We start from the raw sequence: 20346 nt of genomic DNA on the forward strand, positions 1-20346 counted from the left end.
ACGGTTTACAGGTCAATGTAGAGTTCTGTCTTGTCTCGGGATTGAATAAGCGAGGGGCCCTTGCCGGGGATTGCATCGTCGACACTAACCCCGGTGGCGCCTGTCAACTGAGATATGCCTCGAATCGCAGGTTCGCCGTCATAGGTGAACACATGGTCGCTGCCGACTCTTGCAACCCATTTGGACTGCGGGTTCGCGGCTTGGTCGTGCTCGATCAGTTTGGTTGCGTAGTAGTTCATGTTTTTGAGACGTGTGGACTTCGGTTCTACTGAAGGCACATCAATCGCTTTGACTCGAACACCATGCGCTCGCATGGTCAACAGAAGCTCTCGATTGGTGTATGCCCCGTGTGTACTGTGGGCGCGGTCAATCAATCGCAAATTCGATCTTAGCGCGGCTGAAAATTCACCGGTTTCGAAAAACCTGTCCAGATCGGGCTGCAACGAATGCTCGAACCCTTCCGAGTACAGTGTGGAGACATTGTTTCTCTCAAACTCGGCTGCATTATCGATCAGCAGTCGCAGACCGGCAGATTGGGAATGGTCTTCGCCAATAATCATGCCGAGGGATTTCTGGTAGACGGTATTGATGACCTCTGACATTGACGCATTGCCCGGGATATCCGAGTGAGCGGGGCGCTCCTTGGTCTTGGCCTTTTTATGGAAGGTGTCAGCGTCCTGCTTCATTCGCTTGTCGATTTTCTCGTTTGTCCTCGACGTTGATGCTTCTCCCTGTGCAGGGTAGTCGTACGCGGCGGGGTCAAAACTTTGCTCCGCCGAACCTCTTGACCACCATGGCCACCTTATTCCTCCCGGTCCGTTGATCGGCTCCCAGGCGCCGTCCTGGGTGGAGTGCACCGTCATCACAGGCTTTCTCGTCTCGGGATCAATAATGCGGGCATACCCGTCACTGAGTTTGAACCTACCGTCGATCTCATAGATACGGCTGATGTCTTCAGCATCGGTCAAACGGATAAACCACCTGTCTGCACCATCACTTCCTTTTACTTGATACATGCCTTTGGCGTTGGCATGAGCCCCCGAGATCAGTTGTTCTCCCTCCACGACGGCGTGGTTGCTGATATCGAGCCACTGTGACGGGCGCAGACGATTGACTTCGTCGGCAGTGGGCCCCGGATCGGGTACGGCGCTGACGGGTTCTTTTATTGGCTGGGTCGCAGGCGTTGCTGACGTGGGGCTGTTCGACTTGAGTGACGGTTTAGACTCGGGCAGGTTTTTCCTCGCGGGGCTGTTCGGTTTCAACGCAAGCCCATCTGCCAGGTCCCTTGTCTCCTGAACAGACAGCGCCTCATTTCGAAGCGCTTTGGCCAGCAGCGAAGACAGCATTCTGGCTTGGCCATAGGCAGGGATGAATCCCTGTGCGAAATCACCGACGTTTTTGAGCTCTGCGTCCAGCGTCGACTTGTCGAGACCGAATACCTTGCCAAGCTGATTGTTTGTATTCAAGTCAACCAACAGAGCACTGAATGGGTTGTCCAGGTAGCGCTCTACGGTGTCTGCGGTGGTTTTATTCACACCGAATACTTGCAAGGCATCCGCGATACCTGCAGAGGGGTGCTCAAGGTGTTTGAGAAACTCCTCGTAGAATCCCCGGAGATCGTTTGCTCCGACATGTTCAGCCGCTTCGTTCTGGACTTTGTACTTGAACTCGCCGAATGTGATTGGCACCAGTGGCTTGTGACTGTTCAAGCCATCTTTCACAAAATAGAAGTTGTGCTGTTTGTCTTGGCCCAGAAGGTTTCCGTAGGCGTCATAGGTAAACAAGACTGTTTCTCCGTCGGGTCGCTGCCCGGAATAAAGCAGTCGTCCGCTCGGTGAAGAGCTTTCCTCTTTAATATTCGTCAAGCCATTGACCGCAGTGGGCGGCGCAGTGGGGCCTTTATCCAGACGCCCGAAGATATTGTCGCCTTCATTGGCATAGGGGCCGACGATGGCGTTGATATCATTGTTTCTGAACCGAATCAGTGTATCGATAACCCGTGTTTTTTTTTCGGATGACTCACCGCCCGCAAAATGCTGGCTGAAGGACTCCAGTCGCTTGGGCTCGTTGGCCTGGGTTTTCACCCATGCGTTCATTTCTTCGGTGGTCGTGAATGAGTGAAGTGAACGACCTTCCTTTTCTGGAACAAATAGCACGATATTCGGCTCGTCAGGCACAGCCGGAACACGCTGAATAAATATGATGTCCCTGGCTTGGATGCCATCCACGGCAAAGGTCTTGACTTGCACTTGAGGGCTGTTTTTTTTACCCGGCCACATCACGGCATCGGCTATTTGGCTGACCTCTGGACTCATGTATCCGCTGTTCAGATCCTTTGCGACGCTTGTCGTGAACCGATCCTTGGCGTTCATCAGGATGTAGTTGTCGTTGGGTGTGTTCCAGGAGGCAGTCGGGAATAGGTGGGGGGTCGTCATCCCGATGGGGACGCTGGCATTATTCACGTTGTTCATCAACTGAGGGCCCGTCGAAAGGTATTTGGTTAGCACCGGATTATTCCAGTAATGTTGTAACCCTTACGTGACCCCAACTTAAGAACGCGTTCCATCTTCGGCCTGCATCCGTGCCTAAGTGCTTTTCTCTTCCACCGGCACATGCATACGATCCCGATTCGCCAGGGTCGGGAACAGTTTGATCCACACCCCGGTCACCACCAGCGTACCGATCCCGCCCATGACCACGGCGGGCACGGTGCCGAACCAATGGGCGGTAATCCCCGATTCGAACTCGCCCAATTGGTTGGACGCGCCGATAAACAGACCATTGACCGCACTGACCCGCCCGCGCATTTCATCCGGCGTCTCCAACTGCACGAAGGACGCACGGATCACCATGCTGATCATGTCCGCCGCGCCCAGCACCACCAGCACCGCCAGGGAAAACCAGAACGAGGTGGACAGGCCGAAGGCGATGGTTGCCACGCCGAATACGCCGACGGCGGTGAACATCACCCGGCCCACCTGCCGATCTACCGAAAAGCGCGCCAGCCACAACGACATCAACAACGCGCCCACCGCCGGCGCCGAGCGCAACAGGCCCAGGCCCCAGGCGCCGGTCAGCAGGATGTCCTTGGCGAACACCGGCAGCAACGCGGTGGCGCCGCCCAGCAGCACGGCGAACAGGTCGAGGGAAATCGCCCCGAGGATGTCCGGGCGACTGCGGATAAAGCGGATGCCGGCCAGCAGTGAATCGAGGGTGGCCTTGCCTTTGTTGAGCGGGGTCTGGCGGGCGGGCAGGTTGAGGGTCAGCACACAGGCAATGAGGTACAGCGCCACCGTGGGCCCATACACCCAGACGCTGCCGAAGGCGTATAGCAAACCACCGAGGGCCGGGGCGACAATGGTTGCCAGTTGCTGGGCCGACTGTGACGAGGCCACCGCACGCGGGAACAGCGCACTGGGCACGATGCTTGGCAGCAGGGCCTGCGTGGTGGGCATTTCAAACGAGCGCGCGGCGCCGAGCAGGAAGGCGAGGATAAAGATCATCTCGCGGGTCACGTTGCCGGTGAGGCCGCCGATGGCCAGGGAAAGGGCAATCAGCGCCTGCACGGTCTGGCAGATGGCCGCGACTTTGCGTCGCTCATAGCGGTCGGCCACATGCCCGGTGTGCAGCATGAACAGCACGCGCGGCACGAACTCCACCAGACCGACCAGCCCCAGGTCGAGCACGTTGCCGGTGAGTTGGTAGAGGTTCCAGCCAATGGCCACGGTAAGCATCTGGAAGCCGCTGGCGGTGAAGATCCGTGCCAGCCAGAACGCGATGAAAGGGCGGTGGTGACGTAACAGCAACGTGGGTTCACTGGGCATCGGAAATTCAGGTCAAGGCCGGAGGGAAGGGGCAGATTAGCATCAAGCTGTAACAATTAGTTGCGAGAAGAAGGCTGAGGCAAGCTGTCACGCGGCAAAAGACCACACAGGCCAGCCGCGAAAATGGGACTACTCTTTTCACTGTGATTGACCCAGATCAAAGTCATTTCAGAATTTGTTCTGGTGGCCGCAAGGCCCGATTCCCTGCGTGGCTGGTTAAAAAAAGAAACGAATTGAAATTCGCCAGACTCCATATCCGTGGGGGCAGTGGGTGCAGGCTCCCGCCAGCAGCCGGTATTACCTGACAGAGGAAGACTTATGTTCGGTTTGGAGGCGCTAGATCTCGCCCGAATTCAGTTCGCGTTCACCATCTCATTCCACATCCTGTTCCCGGCGATCACCATCGGCCTGGCCAGTTACCTCGCGGTGCTGGAAGGCTTGTGGCTCAAGACCCACAACGATACCTACCGTGACCTCTACCATTTCTGGTCGAAGATCTTTGCCGTCAACTTCGGCATGGGCGTGGTCTCCGGTTTGGTCATGGCCTACCAGTTCGGCACCAACTGGAGCCGCTTCTCGGACTTCGCCGGCGCCGTGACCGGGCCGCTCCTGACGTACGAAGTGCTTACGGCCTTCTTCCTGGAAGCCGGTTTCCTCGGCGTGATGCTGTTCGGCTGGAACAAGGTGGGGCGCAAGCTGCACTTCTTCTCCACCGTGATGGTGGCCGTCGGTACGTTGATCTCGACCTTCTGGATCCTGGCGTCTAACAGCTGGATGCAGACGCCGCAAGGCTTTGAAATCATCGACGGCCGCGTGATTCCTACCGATTGGCTGGCGGTGATCTTCAACCCGTCGTTCCCTTACCGCCTGATGCACATGGCGACGGCGGCGTTCGTGGCCACCGCGTTCTTCGTCGGCTCCTCGGCGGCCTGGCACTTGCTGCGCGGCAAGGACAATCCGGCGATCCGCAAGATGTTGTCGATGGCGATGTGGATGGCCCTGATCGTGGCGCCTATCCAGGCGGTGATCGGCGACTTCCATGGCCTCAACACCCTCGAGCACCAGCCGGCGAAAATTGCCGCGATTGAAGGCCACTGGGAAAACAAAGGCAATGAGCCAACGCCGCTGATCCTGTTTGGCTGGCCGGACATGAAGGCCGAAAAAACCAAGTATGCGGTGGAGATTCCGTACCTGGGCAGCCTGATCCTGACCCACTCCCTGGACAAACAGGTGCCAGCGCTCAAGGAATTCCCGCCGGAAGACCGGCCGAATTCGACCATCGTATTCTGGTCGTTCCGGGTCATGGTCGGCCTGGGGTTCCTGATGATCTTCACCGGCCTGTTCAGCCTCTGGCTGCGCCGGGGCGACAAGATGTACACGTCCAGGCCGTTCCTGTACCTGGCGCTGTGGATGGGGCCGTCTGGCCTGATCGCGATTCTCGCCGGTTGGTTCACCACTGAAATCGGCCGCCAGCCGTGGGTGGTCTACGGGTTGATGCGCACGGCGGATGCTTCTTCCGGGCATAGCCTGGCGCAGATGACGATCACCCTGGTGTTGTTCGTGGTGGTGTACTTCGCGCTGTTCGGCGCCGGCCTGGGCTACATGATGCGCCTGGTGCGCAAAGGCCCGGTGACCCACGAAGGCACGGAACCGACCCACGGTGGCCCTGGCCAGAAACGCACACCGGCCCGTCCGTTGTCCGCCGCCGATGATGGCAGCGATGACGACCACGCCCACATCCAGCACAAGGGGAATTGAGATGGGTATTGATCTTCCGCTGATCTGGGCCGTGATCATCATCTTCGGCATCATGATGTACGTGGTCATGGACGGCTTCGACCTGGGCATCGGCATCCTCTTCCCGTTTATCCCGGGCAAGACCGACCGTGACGTGATGATGAACACCGTGGCCCCGGTCTGGGACGGTAACGAAACCTGGCTGGTGCTGGGCGGCGCGGCGTTGTTCGGCGCGTTCCCGCTGGCCTATTCGGTGGTGTTGTCGGCGCTGTACCTGCCGCTGATCCTGATGCTGGTGGGGCTGATCTTTCGTGGCGTGGCCTTCGAGTTCCGCTTCAAGGCCAAGGACCACAAGCGTCACCTGTGGGACAAGGCGTTTATCGGTGGTTCGCTGGCGGCCACGTTCTTTCAGGGCGTGGCGCTGGGGGCGTTTATCGACGGGATCCCGGTGGTCAATCGCCAGTTTGCCGGCGGCTCGCTGGACTGGCTCACGCCGTTCACGATGTTCTGCGGCGTGGCGCTGATCGTGGCCTATGCCTTGCTGGGTTGCACCTGGCTGATCATGAAAACCGAAGGCCCGTTGCAGGAGAAGATGCACAACCTGGCGCGGCCATTGGCCTTCGTGGTGTTGGCCGTGATCGGCATCGTGAGTCTCTGGACGCCGCTGTCGCACCCGGAAATCGCCTCGCGCTGGTTCACCCTGCCGAACCTGTTCTGGTTCCTGCCGGTACCGATCCTGGTGCTGGTGACCATGTACGGGTTGATCCGCGCCGTGGCGCGGAATGCCCACTACACGCCGTTCCTGCTGACGCTGGTGCTGATCTTCCTCGGCTACAGCGGCCTGGGGATCAGCCTGTGGCCGAACATCATCCCGCCATCCGTGTCGATCTGGGATGCCGCTGCGCCGCCGCAGAGCCAAGGCTTCATGCTGGTGGGCACCTTGTTCATCATTCCGTTCATCCTGGGCTACACCTTCTGGAGCTACTACGTGTTCCGCGGCAAGGTCACCCACGAAGACGGCTATCACTAGGAGGGTCGTTGCATGTCCGGCAAACCTACGTTGCACGAGATCGAACAGGCCGAGAAACAGCCGCTGTGGCGGCGCCTCGGCTGGTTGGCGATGATCTGGACCGGCAGTGTGCTGGCCCTGTTCGTGGTGGCCAGCCTGATGCGCATGTTCATGAATGCGGCCGGCCTGACCACCCACTGACATCCCGATCCGGGCTTCGCGGCCCGCTGCCTGTTAACTTGAGGGCAAGCCCTGCTCTTCTTTTGGAAGGGCAGGGCTTTTTTTATTTGCGCGCTTTGAGAATCACGAACTTGGGCGTGGCAGCGACCTGCTCTACGCCACGGAACAAGCGCGCCAACTTGCTGTGATAACCCAGGTGACGGTTGCCGACGATATACAGGGCGCCGCCGACCACCAATGCCTCCCGCGCCTGCTGGAACATACGCCAGGCGAGGAAGTCGCCGACCACCTGCTGCTGGTGGAACGGCGGGTTGCACAGCACAACGTCGAGGGAGTCCGGCTCCTGGCCGGCCAGGCCGTCCCCGGCGCGTACTGTCACCTCCCGATCGCCGAGGGCGGCGTGCCAGTTCTCAAGGGCCGATTGCACGGCCATATAGGACTCGTCCACCAAGGTGTACTGGGCGTCGGGGTTTTGCAGGGCGCTGGCAATCGCCAATACCCCGTTGCCGCAACCCAGGTCCGCCACGCGGGCACTGCCCAGGTTGTCGGGCAGGTGCGGCAGGAAGGCGCGGGTGCCGATGTCCAGGCCTTCACGGCAGAACACGTTGGCATGGTTGAGCAGTTCGATAGCCGGCGCGTCCAGGGTGTAGCGCGTCGGGTAGGGCGAGACCGCCGTGGGGCGGTCGGCCAGCGTCGCGATCAGCAACCGCGCCTTCTTCACCGCCAGGGAGGCGTGCATCGGCCCGATATAGCGCTCCAGCAACTCACCGGCCGCCCGGGGCAGGTGCTTGACCATCGCTGCGGCGATCACTTCGGCACCCGGCGCCAGTTGGCCTTGCAGGCGGATCAGTTGTTCTTCCAGCAATGCCAGGGTCTTGGGGACGCGGATCAGCACCCGGTCGAACGGCCCGCTGGGCACCTCGCTGGCGGGGATGAACGGCACGGCGTCAAAGGCCTTGCCATTGCGCACCAGGTTTTTATCCAGGCCCAGGGCGGCCAGGAACGAGTCGCCGCTGGAGGTCACCTGCACCCGGCCTTCCAGGCTCGCAGCCAGGGCGCCGAAGCTGTCATTGAGCACCAGCACGCGGGTCGCAGCGCTCGGTTGCTGTTCAGCCAGGTAGCTGAGCAGGTACTCGTCGGCGGCGTCGAAGGCTTGCAGCGGATCGTTATGTTGCTCTGGCTGGCGGATCAGATCGAGCTGGGCGAAGGGGCTGTCGAGCAGGGGCATGGCGAGGGAGGCTCTGGGTCATCGATGGGTGTTCGGCAGTCGGCTGCGGAACCGTCTGAGTGAACAGCGGGCGGCACCCCGTGGGGACAGCCCAGCACTCAGAATGGGTCGTAAATGTTACTTTTTTTCCTGAGGGATTACATGCGGTGTTTCAACGCTGATTAAAACAACCCCGCTTTCGAAGCGCAGAGCACGGCGGCGATCTTGTTGTTGACTCCCAGCTTTTTGAAGCAACTGCAGATATGAAAGCCCACCGTACGTTCGGACAGGCACAGGATGGCGGCAATGTCCGCGGCGGTCTTGCCCATGGCTGACCACTTGAGGATTTCGGTTTCGCGCGGGGTTAATTTGCTTGCAGGGTTAATGCTGGGCTTGTGTGCGTAAGTCTTCGCGACGACCGCATGCATCGCATGGCACAGCCACAGCACCTGGCCGGCTTTTTCATAAAGCTCCTGCGGGGTCACTTCACCTGCACTACGACCAAGGGTCAGCATGCTGAACACACCCTGGAAATCATGCACGGCTTGGGTCCATCCCAAATGCACACCAAAGGATTGGGCTAAAGACCATAAACTTGGTGAGTCTTTAAAGGTTTTTTCCTCCCAGACAAGGGGCAGTACACAACGTTTGCAATGTTCCACCACGGGATCAGCTTCAAAGAAGTGGGCCTGGTTATACAGTTTGTTCCACTCATCGGGATAGTTGTTGAGGTGAATAGGCTTCGTTTGGTTGTTAGGTAGTTGAGAACTCATCGTAAAAGAACAGTATTGGAAGCCAAGTGCGTAGGTGTGGTTGACAGCCATCTCGAAAAGAGTCGTAACCTCGCTCTCGCCTTCCAGTTTGGGAAGTCGGGTATTGCGCCAGTTGACCATTGGTAACTCTCCATGGGTTTCCGCATGACATGGGATACGTCCTGAACTCCCACTGCACGGAAATTAGTGTAGGACATGAGCTACATCGCGAAACAAAATTTTCGCTCTTGCAGGGCAGCGTTTAAGAAATTTTCTCTAAGGTCGCGGCGGGCTTAGCTAAGAGGCTTAGTGGTTTTTTTCGATTTTTTAGTCAGTTGAAGCACCTGTAGCGGATCAACTTAGAGCGTGCTTGTAGCGCGGATAAAGGAGCTAATAGCAAATTGATCAGAGTTGATATTAGGTTGCCATTATTTTGTGCCTATATAATGCCACTACCAACCAGAGGTGTTTCCGGGCTCGAGTTTGAGGGACACTAGGGCACCTGTAGAACGGAGTCCCCCATGACGGCCAGTGCTGAGAAATTTACCCGCCAGACCTTGCTCGATGTGCAATCCCTGACCCCCAGCCTGTTTACCCTGCGAACCACCCGTGACCCAGGGTTCCGGTTTACCGCCGGCCAGTTCGTGCGCCTTGGGGTCAGCAAGGCGGATGGCAGCACGGTGTGGCGCGCGTATTCCGTGGTGTCCTCGCCGTTTGATGAATACTTGGACTTCTTCTCGATTGTTGTCCCAGGCGGCGAATTCACCAGTGAGCTCAGCCGATTGCGGGTGGGCGATACCTTGATGGTGGAGCGCCAGGCTACCGGGTTCCTGACCCTGAACCGTTTCGTCGATGGCCGTGACTTGTGGATGTTAGGCACCGGCACCGGGGTGGCACCGTTTTTGTCGATCCTGCAGGACTTCGAAGTCTGGGAGAAATTCGAGCGCATCCTCCTGGTGTACAGCGCGCGGGAAGCCCGGGAGCTGGCGTACCAGTCGCTGATCAAGGGGTTGGGCGAGCGGGAGCACCTGGCAGAATATGCGCACAAACTGACCTACATCCCCATCGTGACCCGAGAGGATTATCCGGGGGCGTTGAGTGGGCGTATTACCACTTCGATCGAAAATGGAGAATTGGAGCGCGCTGCCGGCGTCGAGCTGACCCCGGAACATTCCCGCGTGCTGATTTGCGGCAACCCGCAGATGGTGGATGACACTCGCCAGTTGCTCAAGCAGCGCGACATGCAACTGAGCCTTAGCCGCCGGCCAGGGCAGGTGGCAGTGGAAAACTACTGGTAATGAAAAGGCGCCTCAAGGAGGCGCCTTTTTTCCAAGCCGGTCCGGGTTAAAGCGGCTTGTCGTTCTGCGCCTTGAGCAGGTCGCGAATCTCGCCCAGCAGCACTTCTTCCTTGCTCGGTGTCGGTGGCAGGCTAGGCGCCACGGCTTCTTCGCGCTTGAGGCGGTTGATGGCCTTGACGCCCATGAAGATCGCGAACGCGACGATCACAAAGTCGATCACGCTCTGGATGAACTTGCCGTACGCCAGCACCACGGCAGGCACATCGCCCTGTGCCGCCTTGAGCGTAATCGCCAGGTCACCAAAGTCCACGCCACCGATCAACAGACCAATGGGCGGCATCACCACATCGCCTACAAACGAGGAAACAATTTTGCCGAAGGCGGCGCCGATGATGATACCGACGGCCATGTCGACCACATTACCTTTGACCGCGAAGGCCTTGAACTCACTGATCACGCCCATAGGTTATTCCTTGTTACAGATGAGAAGGGTGCCGCTCAGTGTAAGTCAGTCGTAACCGGCTTGCCTGATACAGCTGCTAACACTGTCAGTTTTTATCGACACATTAAATCGCAAATAGTTTGCAAAGTGCCACCAATCGCGCGCGAAATACCCGCTATTTCAGCGGCTTACCACATTATTTTCTCAATCGACCTGGTGGTGTTTTTCTATTTATCTTCTGACTCGCGGGTCACTAGCCTCTGGCAAGCACAACTGAATGTGCATTAAAAAAACCAGAGGAAACCTTGATGAAGAATCCAATCAATCGCGGCCCGGTATTGGCGCGTCATGTGCTGGTACTGGCGACCGCCAGCCTGCTTTCCCTCTCCGTACAAGCCGCCAACCTGACCCGTGACAACGGTGCCGCCGTCGGCGACAACCAGAACTCGCAAACCGCCGGCGCCAACGGCCCGGTGCTGCTGCAGGACGTGCAACTGATCCAGAAGCTGCAGCGCTTCGACCGTGAGCGCATCCCCGAGCGCGTGGTGCATGCCCGCGGTACCGGCGCCCATGGCACCTTCACCGTCACCGATAACCTCAGTGACCTGACCAAGGCCAAGGTCTTCGCTGCTGGCGAAACCACCCCGGTGTTCGTGCGCTTCTCGGCCGTGGTGCACGGCAATCATTCCCCGGAAACCCTGCGTGACCCGCGCGGCTTCGCCACCAAGTTCTATACCGCCGATGGCAACTGGGACTTGGTGGGTAATAACTTCCCGACGTTCTTTATCCGCGATGCCATCAAGTTCCCCGATATGGTCCACGCCTTCAAGCCGGACCCGCGCACTAACCTGGATGATGACTCCCGTCGCTTCGACTTCTTCTCCCATGTTCCCGAGGCCACTCGCACACTTACCGAGTTGTATTCCGACTCCGGTACTCCGGCCAGTTATCGGGAAATGGACGGCAATGGCGTACATGCCTACAAGTTGATCAACGCCAAGGGTGAAGTGCACTACGTCAAGTTCCACTGGAAGAGCCTGCAAGGCATCAAGAACCTCGATCCCAAGCAAGTTAGCGAAGTGCAGGGGCGTGACTACAGCCATATGACCAACGACTTGGTCACCCATATCAACAAGGGCGACTTCCCCAAGTGGGACTTGTATGTGCAGGTACTCAAGCCGGAAGACTTGGCCAAGTTTGATTTCGACCCGCTGGACGCCACCAAGATCTGGCCGAATGTGCCCGAGCGCAAAGTCGGGCAGATGGTGCTGAACCGCAACCCGGCGAATGTCTTCCAGGAAACCGAGCAAGTGGCCATGGCCCCGGCCAACCTGGTACCGGGCATCGAGCCGTCGGAAGACCGCCTGCTGCAAGGCCGGGTGTTCTCGTATGCCGACACGCAGATGTATCGCCTGGGCGCCAATGCCCTGCAACTGCCGATCAACGCCCCTCGGGTGACCGTCAACAACGGGAACCAGGACGGCGCGCTGAACTTCGGCAAGACCACCAGCGGCGTGAACTACCAGCCAAGCCGCCTGGAAAACCGTGAAGAGCCGCAAACCGCGCGCTACAGCCAGACGGCACTGTCGGGCAGCACCCAGCAGGCGAAGATCCAGCGTGAGCAGAACTTCAAGCAGGCCGGCGATCTGTATCGCTCCTACAACAAGAAAGAGCGTCAGGACTTGATCGACAACTTCGGCGGCTCCCTGGCCACGACCGATGACGAGAGCAAGCACATCATCCTGTCGTTCCTCTACAAGGCTGATCCGGAGTACGGCACCGGCGTGGCCAAGGTCGCCAAGGGTGATCTGGCGCGCGTGAAGGCGCTGGCCGAAAAACTCACTGACTGATGTTGGTTTTGGTCGATGCCCATGCGGGCGTCGACCTCTGGCAGGAGAGAACCCATGCGTATTTCTATCGGCTTACTGATGGCCATGCTGGCTTTTGTCGCCCATGCCGAGTCGCCCGACCCGGTCGCACTCAAGGCGCAGCTCCAGGATTATTACTTCGACGCCGCCCGCCGTGGCGACCTCGACATGCTCAACACCTTTATCGACGCCGGCTTCCCCCTCAACACCCAGGACGACAAGGGCTACACCGCGCTGATCCTCGCTGCTTACCATGGCGAAAGTACCTACGTGGAGCGTTTGCTCGCCGCCGGCGCCGACGCCTGTGTGCAGGACAAGCGCGGCAACACCGCGTTGATGGGCGCGATCTTCAAGGGCGAATTGAAAATCGCCCAGCGCCTGCTGGCCACCGACTGCAACCCCGACCAGCGTAACGGTGCCGGTCAGACGGCGGCCATGTATGCCGGGCTGTTCAAGCGCATCGAGTTGCTCGACGAACTCAAGGCCAAGGGCGCCGATCTCAACGCCGAAGACCCGGTCGGCAATAGTGCTTCACGATTGGCCAGCGGTGAAATCCGGACCCCGGCGTCGCGCTGAGCTATCATCGCGGTTTTTCGGTTGGAGGTTCTCAAATGGCAAAGGCCAAGCGCATGTACGGCTGCACGGAGTGCGGCGCGACCTTTCCCAAGTGGGCCGGCCAATGCACCGAGTGTGGTGCGTGGAATACCCTGACTGAAACCATGATCGAAAGCGGCGGCGCCGCTGCCCCTACCGGGCGTGCCGGTTGGACCGGGCAGCAGGCGCAGATCAAGACCCTGGCGGAAGTCAGCGTCGAAGAGATCCCGCGTTTCTCGACGGCCTCCGGTGAGCTGGATCGGGTTCTGGGTGGCGGCCTGGTGGACGGCTCGGTGGTGTTGATCGGCGGCGACCCCGGCATCGGCAAATCGACGATTCTGCTGCAAACCCTGTGCAGCATCGCCAGCCGCATGCCGGCGCTGTACGTCACCGGCGAAGAATCCCAGCAACAGGTGGCCATGCGCGCGCGCCGCCTCGGCTTGCCCCAGGACCAACTGCGGGTCATGACCGAAACCTGCATCGAAAGCATCATCGCCACAGCCCGGATCGAAAAACCCAAGGTCATGGTGATCGACTCGATCCAGACGATTTTCACCGAGCAATTGCAGTCGGCGCCGGGCGGCGTGTCCCAGGTGCGCGAAAGTGCGGCGTTGCTGGTGCGCTACGCCAAGCAGAGCGGCACGGCGATCTTCCTGGTCGGCCACGTCACCAAAGAGGGCGCGCTGGCCGGGCCACGGGTGTTGGAGCATATGGTCGACACCGTGCTGTATTTCGAAGGCGAGTCCGATGGCCGCTTGCGCTTGCTGCGGGCGGTGAAGAACCGCTTCGGCGCGGTGAACGAACTGGGTGTGTTCGCCATGACTGACCGGGGGCTGAAGGAAGTCTCCAACCCATCGGCGATTTTCCTGACCCGTGCCCAGGAAGAAGTCCCAGGCAGTGTGGTCATGGCGACGTGGGAAGGCACCCGGCCGATGCTGGTGGAAGTCCAGGCGCTGGTGGATGACAGCCATCTGGCCAACCCGCGCCGCGTTACGCTGGGCCTGGATCAGAACCGCCTGGCGATGCTGCTGGCGGTGCTGCACCGTCACGGCGGCATCCCGACCCACGACCAGGACGTGTTCCTCAACGTGGTCGGCGGGGTCAAGGTGCTGGAAACCGCGTCCGACCTGGCGTTGATGGCGGCAGTGATGTCCAGCCTGCGCAACCGGCCATTGCCCCACGACCTGCTGGTGTTCGGTGAGGTGGGCCTGTCGGGCGAAGTGCGCCCGGTGCCCAGCGGCCAGGAACGCTTGAAGGAAGCGGCCAAGCATGGCTTCAAACGCGCGATCGTGCCCAAGGGCAATGCGCCGAAGGAAATGCCGCCAGGATTGCAGGTAATTGGAGTCACGCGCCTGGAACAGGCGTTGGATGCACTTTTCGAATAATTCAGGGATGGACGCCATGCAACGATCGAATCGCTGGGGTGTAGTCGCCCTGTTTGTCGCCTTGGCCGGCTTGCCCGCCATGGCCTGGGCTGAGCTGCCAACGGGCTATCGCCTGGCGCAAACGCTGGTGACGCCAGATGGCAGTGTGCTGCAGGTGCTCGAAGACCAGCGCATCAGCCCCCAACTGCACAAGGACAGTTGGGGCAGCGGGCTGGATGAAGACTCGTTCGACGAGCCCGGCGACTTGGTCGACAACCCGCTGCTCGAAGCCCAGGTGCGCTGGGTGTCGGCCTCTGGCGAGGTGATAGCTCACGAAGACCTCGGCTACCCGTTGGCCGAGGTCGAGAAAGCCCCGATCAAAGGGCTGCCCGAACCTGTGTATTTTTTGACCATCGACCAGACCGCCCCCATGGGCAGCTACAGCGGGCCTGCCACGCAGCTGTTGCTGCCTGGCAAGCAGCAACTCAACCCGCTGGGTTACCAGGGCGCCGACGGCAAAGTCCAGGCGCTGACCCTGGCGCATACGGGCAAGGCGGCGTGGACGATCGCGACGCCAACCAGTGGCGGCGCGGATGAACTGCTGCAGGTGTCGTCATTTATGGACGGCGACGGTGAGGATGACTTTGCCACCCGTTATCAGACTTATCGGTTTGTCGACGGGCAGTGGCACGGCGCCTCAAGTCAGAAGAAGGGCTACTGGGACATGGAAAGCGAGTTTCCCGCACGTACGGCGTTTCCCTGAGCCGTTACACCTCCAGCAACGCGCCCAACTCCCGCTCCAGCTCTTCCTGGTCGCCCAGGTTCAACTCGATCAGCCGCCGCAAGTGGCTGATCGAGTCCAGGTCGATGTCTGTGCACACAAATCCCAGTTGGCCATCAGCTTCGTGGGTCAGCCGTACTTGCATCTTTATATGCGCCTTGGGATCCAGGCGTATGTCGACCGCAAACGGCAGCGCCTTATTTCCCTTCCACCCTTCAGGCCGTTGCGCCAACAGGCCCTTGAGCGACAAATCCACCAATTGCACCGGCCATTCGTTGCCGTTTTGCCGAAGTTCGGTCTTGGCATCAAAGGCGATCCGGCGAAAACGACGGCGATCAGACGCTTGCTCGGTCATGGTGAAACCCTCTGTGGATAAAAGGATTGTAGCCCTGCGCCATCATCGGGTGGTTTTTTCTGCTTTTTTTGCCTCTGCAAGGCTCTAGACCAACGTAGGGGGGTGGCCTTTAAGGCCAGTAGCGCTAAACTCCGGATGGCTGTCCTTTCTGTCCACCCTGGCTGGAATATAAAAATGAAAAATAATAATAGCCTGCTACGCCACCTACCCTGGCTGGTGCTGGCAATCGTAGGAGCGTGCGCCCTGGGCGTAGTGGCCTTGCGCCGAGGCGAGGCGATCAACGCCTTGTGGATCGTGGTCGCTGCCGTGGCCATCTATCTGGTCGCTTATCGCTACTACAGCTTGTTCATCGCTAATAATGTGATGCAACTCGATCCACGGCGGGCCACCCCCGCAGTGGTCAACAATGACGGTCTGGACTATGTGCCGACCAACAAACACATCCTTTTCGGTCACCACTTTGCGGCGATTGCCGGTGCAGGCCCCCTGGTCGGCCCGGTACTGGCGGCGCAAATGGGCTACCTGCCCGGCACGCTCTGGCTGATTGCCGGCGTGGTGCTGGCCGGTGCGGTGCAGGACTTCATGGTCCTGTTCCTGTCCACCCGTCGTAATGGCCGTTCCCTGGGCGACATGGTGCGCGAAGAGATGGGGCGTATCCCGGGGACCATCGCGCTCTTCGGCTGCTTCCTGATCATGATCATCATCCTCGCGGTGCTGGCGCTGATCGTGGTCAAGGCCCTGGCCGAGAGCCCATGGGGCATCTTCACGGTGATGGCGACCATCCCGATTGCGATGTTCATGGGCATCTACATGCGCTACATCCGCCCGGGCCGCATTGGTGAAATCTCCATCATCGGCGTGCTGTTGCTGCTCGGTTCGATCTGGCTGGGCGGGCAGATCGCCGCTGATCCGGTCTGGGCCAAGGCCTTCACCTTCACCGGGATCCAGATCACCTGGATGCTGATCGGCTACGGTTTCGTAGCGGCGGTACTGCCGGTGTGGCTGATCCTCGCGCCACGTGACTACCTCTCTACCTTCTTGAAAATCGGCACCATCATCGCCCTGGCGATCGGCATCCTGGTGACCATGCCCGACCTGAAAATGCCGGCGCTGACCCAGTTCATCGACGGTACCGGCCCGGTATGGAAGGGCGGCCTGTTCCCGTTCCTGTTCATCACCATTGCCTGTGGCGCGGTCTCGGGCTTCCACGCGCTGATTTCCTCGGGCACCACGCCCAAGCTGCTGGCCAGTGAAAGCCACGCCCGTTACATCGGTTACGGCGGCATGCTGATGGAGTCCTTCGTGGCGATCATGGCGATGGTTGCCGCTTCGGTGATTGAGCCAGGCGTGTACTTCGCCATGAACAGCCCGGCGGCAATCGTCGGCACTGACGTGGTGACCGTGGCACAAACCGTCAGCAGCTGGGGTTTTGCAATTACCCCCGAGGCGCTGTCGGCCGTGGCCCATGACATCGGTGAAACCACCATCCTCGCGCGTGCCGGTGGTGCGCCGACGTTGGCGGTGGGTATCGCGCAGATCCTGCACAGTGTGCTGCCGGGTGAAAACACCATGGCGTTCTGGTACCACTTTGCGATCCTGTTCGAAGCGCTGTTTATCCTGACTGCCGTCGACGCGGGCACCCGTGCCGGTCGCTTCATGCTTCAGGACTTGCTCGGCTCCTTCGTACCGGCGCTCAAGCGCACCGAGTCCTGGACCGCCAACCTGATCGCGACCGCCGGTTGCGTGGCCATGTGGGGTTACCTGCTGTACCAGGGCGTGATCGATCCACTGGGCGGTATCAATACCTTGTGGCCGCTGTTCGGTATCTCCAACCAGATGCTCGCCGGTATCGCGCTGATGCTCGCTACGGTTGTGCTGATCAAAATGAAGCGCCAGCGCTACATCTGGGTGACCATGCTGCCGGCGGTCTGGCTGCTGATCTGCACCACCACCGCAGGCTTCATCAAGCTGTTCGACGCCAACCCGGCGATCGGCTTCCTGTCCCTGGCGAAGAAGTACAGCGATGCCCTGGCGAACGGCCAGATCCTGGCCCCGGCCAAGAGCGTGGACCAGATGCAACATGTGATCTGGAACGCCTACACCAACGCAACGTTGACGGTGCTGTTCCTGTTCGTGGTGTTCAGCATCCTGTTCTATGCGCTCAAGGTCGGCGTCGCCGCCTGGGGCAACAAAGAGCGTACGGATAAAGAAGCCCCGTTCCAGGCCGTACCGGACGCATAACCGAGGATTGCAAACATGTTCAATGACATCAGTCGCCTCGGTAAATACCTCGGTCAGGCCGCGCGCCTGATGGTCGGCATGCCCGACTACGACACGTACGTCGAGCATATGCAAACCAAGCACCCGGACAAGCCGATGATGGACTACAAGGCGTTCTTCCGGGAACGCCAGGAGGCCCGTTACGGCGGCAAGGGTGGGCCCAAGTGCTGTTGATTTAACGCAACTCCCTGTGGGAGGGGGCTTGCCCCGATAGCGGCGTGTCAGTGACAGATAAGTGCCTGACACACTGCTATCGGGGCAAGCCCCCTCCCACATCTGTTTCTGTGTTCCTTTAAGGAGAATTTCTTTTGTCCTCTCCCATTCCAGTCACCGTTCTCAGCGGCTTTCTCGGTGCGGGCAAGACCACCTTGCTGCGCCATCTGCTCAAGGCCGAGCACGGGCTGAAAATTGCCGTGATCGAAAACGAATTCAGCGACGCCGGTATCGACACCCAATTGCTGGGCGAAGAACCGGTGCAAGTCATGACCCTGTCCAACGGCTGCGTGTGCTGCACCATCCACACCGACCTGACCAAGGCCCTGTATCTGCTGCTCGAGCGCCTGGACAGCGGTGAGATCGCCTTTGACCGCCTGGTGATCGAGTGCACCGGCCTGGCCGACCCGGCGCCGGTGGCCCAGACCTTTTTCATCGATGAGGAGCTGCGCGAACGCTACATCCTTGACGGCATCATTACCCTGGTGGACGCCGCCCACGCCGAGCATCACCTGACCCAGACCATCGCCCAGGCACAGATCGGTTTCGCCGACCGGCTGCTGGTGAGCAAGCGTGACCTGGTGGATGACGCTACCTTCGAAGCACTCAGTGAACGCCTCACACGCATCAACCGCCGCGCGCCGATTCGCGTGGTTGAGCACGGCAAGATTGACCTGGCCGAACTGCTCGATGTGCGCGGCTTCAACCTCAACGCCGGCATGAGCCTGCGCCCGGTGAGCAAGGCGCCGTCCATCGACCGTATATCCAGCCTGGTGCTGCGCACCGACCAGCCACTGGATATCGACCGGCTCAGTGAGTTCATGAACGAACTGCTGGAAGACCATGGCAAGCAGCTGCTGCGCTACAAGGGCGTGCTCAATATTGCCGGCGAAGACCGCCGCATGGTGTTCCAGGGCGTGCTCAAGCTCTATGGTTTCGACTGGGATACCGAGTGGGCCGAGGGTGAGGCGCGGGAGAGTGTGATCGTGTTTATTGCCGATGAGTTGCCGGAGGACAAGATCCGAGAAGGCTTTGAGCGGGTCTATCAGGCATAAAAAAGCCCACCTGTAGGAGCGAGCTTGCTCGCGAAGAACTCACAGGCAACGCGTGCACCCAAGATGCACGCGTTATCGTTGACGTTTTTCGCGAGCAAGCTCGCTCCTACAGTGGGCTTCTTTGTATTACGCGCCGTATACCGGCAGTTTTTTGCAGATGGCCTTGACCTTCTCACGCACCGCGTCGATCACGGCTTCGTTGTTCAGGTCCGCCAGGATGTCGCAGATCCAGCCGGCCAGTTCCTTGCACTCTGCTTCCTTGAAGCCACGAGTGGTCACAGCCGGGGTGCCGAAGCGCAGGCCGGAAGTCACGAACGGCGAACGTGGGTCGTTCGGCACGGAGTTTTTGTTCACGGTGATGAAAGCTTTGCCCAGGGCAGCGTCAGCATCTTTACCGGAAATGTCCTGCTTGATCAGGGACAGCAGGAACAGGTGGTTTTCAGTACCGCCGGACACTACGTCAAAACCGCGCTCGATGAACACGCCGGCCATGGCCTTGGCGTTTTTCACCACTTGTTGCTGGTAGGTCTTGAACTCAGGCTGCAGGGCTTCCTTGAAGCAGATCGCCTTGGCAGCGATCACGTGCTCCAGTGGGCCGCCCTGGGCGCCCGGGAATACGGCGGAGTTCAGCTTTTTCTCGATCTCGGCGTTGGCGCGCGCCAGGATCAGGCCGCCACGTGGACCGCGCAGGGTCTTGTGGGTGGTGGTGGTCACCACGTCAGCGAAAGGCACAGGGTTCGGGTAGACGCCAGCGGCGACCAGACCGGCTACGTGAGCCATGTCGACGAACAGGTAGGCGCCCACCTTGTCGGCGATGGCGCGGAAGCGTGGGAAGTCGAGGATCTGCGAGTAGGCAGAGAAACCGGCCACGATCATTTTTGGCTTGTGCTCGACCGCCAGGCGCTCGACTTCGTCGTAGTCGATCAGGCCGTTGGCATCGATACCGTACTGAACGGCGTTGTACAGCTTGCCGGAGGAGGAAACGCTGGCGCCGTGGGTCAGGTGACCACCGTGGGCCAGGCTCATGCCCAGGATGGTGTCGCCGCCTTGCAGCAGGGCCAGGTACACGGCGCTGTTGGCTTGGGAGCCGGCGTGTGGCTGGACGTTGGCGTAATCGGCGCCGAACAGTTCTTTTGCACGGTCGATGGCCAGTTGCTCAACCACGTCGACGTACTCGCAGCCACCGTAGTAGCGCTTGCCTGGGTAGCCTTCGGCGTACTTGTTGGTCAGAACCGAACCTTGAGCCTCCATCACCGCAGGGCTGGTGTAGTTTTCCGAAGCGATCAGCTCAATGTGCTCTTCCTGGCGCACGGCTTCTTGCTCCATGGCGGCGAAGAGATCGGCGTCGTACTTGGCAATAGTCAAATCACGGCTGAACATGGCGGTC

At 59.7% G+C, this 20346-nt stretch carries 18 protein-coding genes; 11 read left to right on the forward strand and 7 right to left on the reverse strand.

Features of this window, described 5'->3' with window-relative positions; genetic code table 11:
• Positions 1 to 5: 5 nt before the first annotated feature.
• Both BFP99_RS15745 and BFP99_RS15750 read right to left on the reverse strand, forming a co-directional pair.
• Positions 6 to 2471 carry a membrane-targeted effector domain-containing toxin gene (locus BFP99_RS15745; RefSeq protein ID WP_256098149.1) on the reverse strand — a complete coding sequence of 822 codons (2466 nt, stop codon included), beginning with the start codon at positions 2469 to 2471 and terminating at the stop codon, positions 6 to 8.
• A gap of 114 nt (positions 2472 to 2585) precedes the next feature.
• Entirely contained in the window at positions 2586 to 3824 is a 1239-nt protein-coding gene (locus tag BFP99_RS15750) for an MFS transporter (protein ID WP_065924168.1), read from the reverse strand.
• 318 nt (positions 3825 to 4142) lie between these two features.
• Between BFP99_RS15750 and BFP99_RS15755 the strand changes: the two genes are divergently transcribed.
• From BFP99_RS15755 to BFP99_RS15765, 3 genes are read left to right on the forward strand one after another with little or no spacing between them, the layout of a single operon-like run.
• A complete protein-coding gene (locus BFP99_RS15755) occupies positions 4143 to 5582 on the forward strand; it encodes a cytochrome ubiquinol oxidase subunit I (RefSeq protein WP_027605306.1) in 1440 nt (479 codons plus the stop codon).
• Position 5583: 1 nt separating this feature from the next.
• Positions 5584 to 6591, forward strand: coding sequence for a cytochrome d ubiquinol oxidase subunit II (gene cydB / locus BFP99_RS15760; protein WP_027605307.1), 1008 nt, complete (start codon positions 5584 to 5586; stop codon positions 6589 to 6591).
• A 12-nt stretch (positions 6592 to 6603) separates the two neighbouring features.
• On the forward strand, positions 6604 to 6771 hold the full coding sequence (locus tag BFP99_RS15765) for a DUF2474 domain-containing protein (protein WP_010562540.1): 168 nt from the start codon (positions 6604 to 6606) through the stop codon (positions 6769 to 6771).
• Between the two features lie 82 nt (positions 6772 to 6853).
• Here BFP99_RS15765 and BFP99_RS15770 read toward each other — a convergent pair whose 3' ends face one another.
• Both BFP99_RS15770 and BFP99_RS15775 read right to left on the reverse strand, forming a co-directional pair.
• Complete coding sequence (locus tag BFP99_RS15770) at positions 6854 to 7978, reverse strand: methyltransferase (protein ID WP_065924169.1); 1125 nt, start codon at positions 7976 to 7978, stop codon at positions 6854 to 6856.
• Positions 7979 to 8139: 161 nt separating this feature from the next.
• A complete protein-coding gene (locus BFP99_RS15775; RefSeq protein ID WP_065947667.1) occupies positions 8140 to 8850 on the reverse strand; it encodes a helix-turn-helix transcriptional regulator in 711 nt (236 codons plus the stop codon).
• A 380-nt stretch (positions 8851 to 9230) separates the two neighbouring features.
• Between BFP99_RS15775 and BFP99_RS15780 the strand changes: the two genes are divergently transcribed.
• Positions 9231 to 10007, forward strand: a complete 777-nt coding sequence (locus BFP99_RS15780; protein ID WP_065947668.1) for a ferredoxin--NADP reductase — start codon at positions 9231 to 9233, stop codon at positions 10005 to 10007.
• A gap of 46 nt (positions 10008 to 10053) precedes the next feature.
• Here the strand turns inward: BFP99_RS15780 and mscL are convergent, their stop codons facing one another.
• On the reverse strand, positions 10054 to 10470 hold the full coding sequence (mscL, locus tag BFP99_RS15785; RefSeq protein WP_053137928.1) for a large-conductance mechanosensitive channel protein MscL: 417 nt from the start codon (positions 10468 to 10470) through the stop codon (positions 10054 to 10056).
• Positions 10471 to 10757: 287 nt separating this feature from the next.
• On the opposite strand from mscL, the gene katB reads away from it, so the two are divergent.
• The 4 genes from katB to BFP99_RS15805 are packed head-to-tail and all read left to right on the forward strand — an operon-like array spanning position 10758 to position 15038.
• A complete protein-coding gene (katB, locus tag BFP99_RS15790; RefSeq protein WP_065947669.1) occupies positions 10758 to 12299 on the forward strand; it encodes a catalase KatB in 1542 nt (513 codons plus the stop codon).
• A gap of 54 nt (positions 12300 to 12353) precedes the next feature.
• Positions 12354 to 12893: an ankyrin repeat domain-containing protein gene (locus BFP99_RS15795; protein ID WP_065947670.1), complete on the forward strand. Its 540-nt coding sequence runs from the start codon at positions 12354 to 12356 to the stop codon at positions 12891 to 12893.
• A gap of 35 nt (positions 12894 to 12928) precedes the next feature.
• Positions 12929 to 14296 carry a DNA repair protein RadA gene (radA, locus tag BFP99_RS15800; RefSeq protein ID WP_053137919.1) on the forward strand — a complete coding sequence of 456 codons (1368 nt, stop codon included), beginning with the start codon at positions 12929 to 12931 and terminating at the stop codon, positions 14294 to 14296.
• Positions 14297 to 14312: 16 nt separating this feature from the next.
• The gene (locus BFP99_RS15805) at positions 14313 to 15038 is read left to right on the forward strand and encodes a hypothetical protein (protein ID WP_065924178.1); all 726 of its coding nucleotides are present in this window, start codon (positions 14313 to 14315) and stop codon (positions 15036 to 15038) included.
• A 4-nt stretch (positions 15039 to 15042) separates the two neighbouring features.
• Here BFP99_RS15805 and BFP99_RS15810 read toward each other — a convergent pair whose 3' ends face one another.
• Positions 15043 to 15411, reverse strand: a complete 369-nt coding sequence (locus BFP99_RS15810; protein ID WP_065924174.1) for a PilZ domain-containing protein — start codon at positions 15409 to 15411, stop codon at positions 15043 to 15045.
• 174 nt (positions 15412 to 15585) lie between these two features.
• Between BFP99_RS15810 and BFP99_RS15815 the strand changes: the two genes are divergently transcribed.
• From BFP99_RS15815 to yjiA, 3 genes are all read left to right on the forward strand, one after another.
• Positions 15586 to 17652, forward strand: coding sequence for a carbon starvation CstA family protein (locus tag BFP99_RS15815; RefSeq protein ID WP_053137912.1), 2067 nt, complete (start codon positions 15586 to 15588; stop codon positions 17650 to 17652).
• A 15-nt stretch (positions 17653 to 17667) separates the two neighbouring features.
• Complete coding sequence (locus tag BFP99_RS15820; RefSeq protein WP_003176208.1) at positions 17668 to 17865, forward strand: YbdD/YjiX family protein; 198 nt, start codon at positions 17668 to 17670, stop codon at positions 17863 to 17865.
• Between the two features lie 134 nt (positions 17866 to 17999).
• A complete protein-coding gene (yjiA, locus tag BFP99_RS15825) occupies positions 18000 to 18959 on the forward strand; it encodes a GTPase (RefSeq protein WP_065924175.1) in 960 nt (319 codons plus the stop codon).
• Positions 18960 to 19085: 126 nt separating this feature from the next.
• Here the strand turns inward: yjiA and glyA are convergent, their stop codons facing one another.
• Entirely contained in the window at positions 19086 to 20339 is a 1254-nt protein-coding gene (gene glyA / locus BFP99_RS15830) for a serine hydroxymethyltransferase (RefSeq protein WP_017528864.1), read from the reverse strand.
• Between the last annotated feature and the right edge of the window lie 7 nt (positions 20340 to 20346).

The organism is Pseudomonas sp. 1 R 17 (genome assembly GCF_900067035.1).
Taxonomy (GTDB): Bacteria; Pseudomonadota; Gammaproteobacteria; order Pseudomonadales; family Pseudomonadaceae; genus Aquipseudomonas; species Aquipseudomonas marginalis.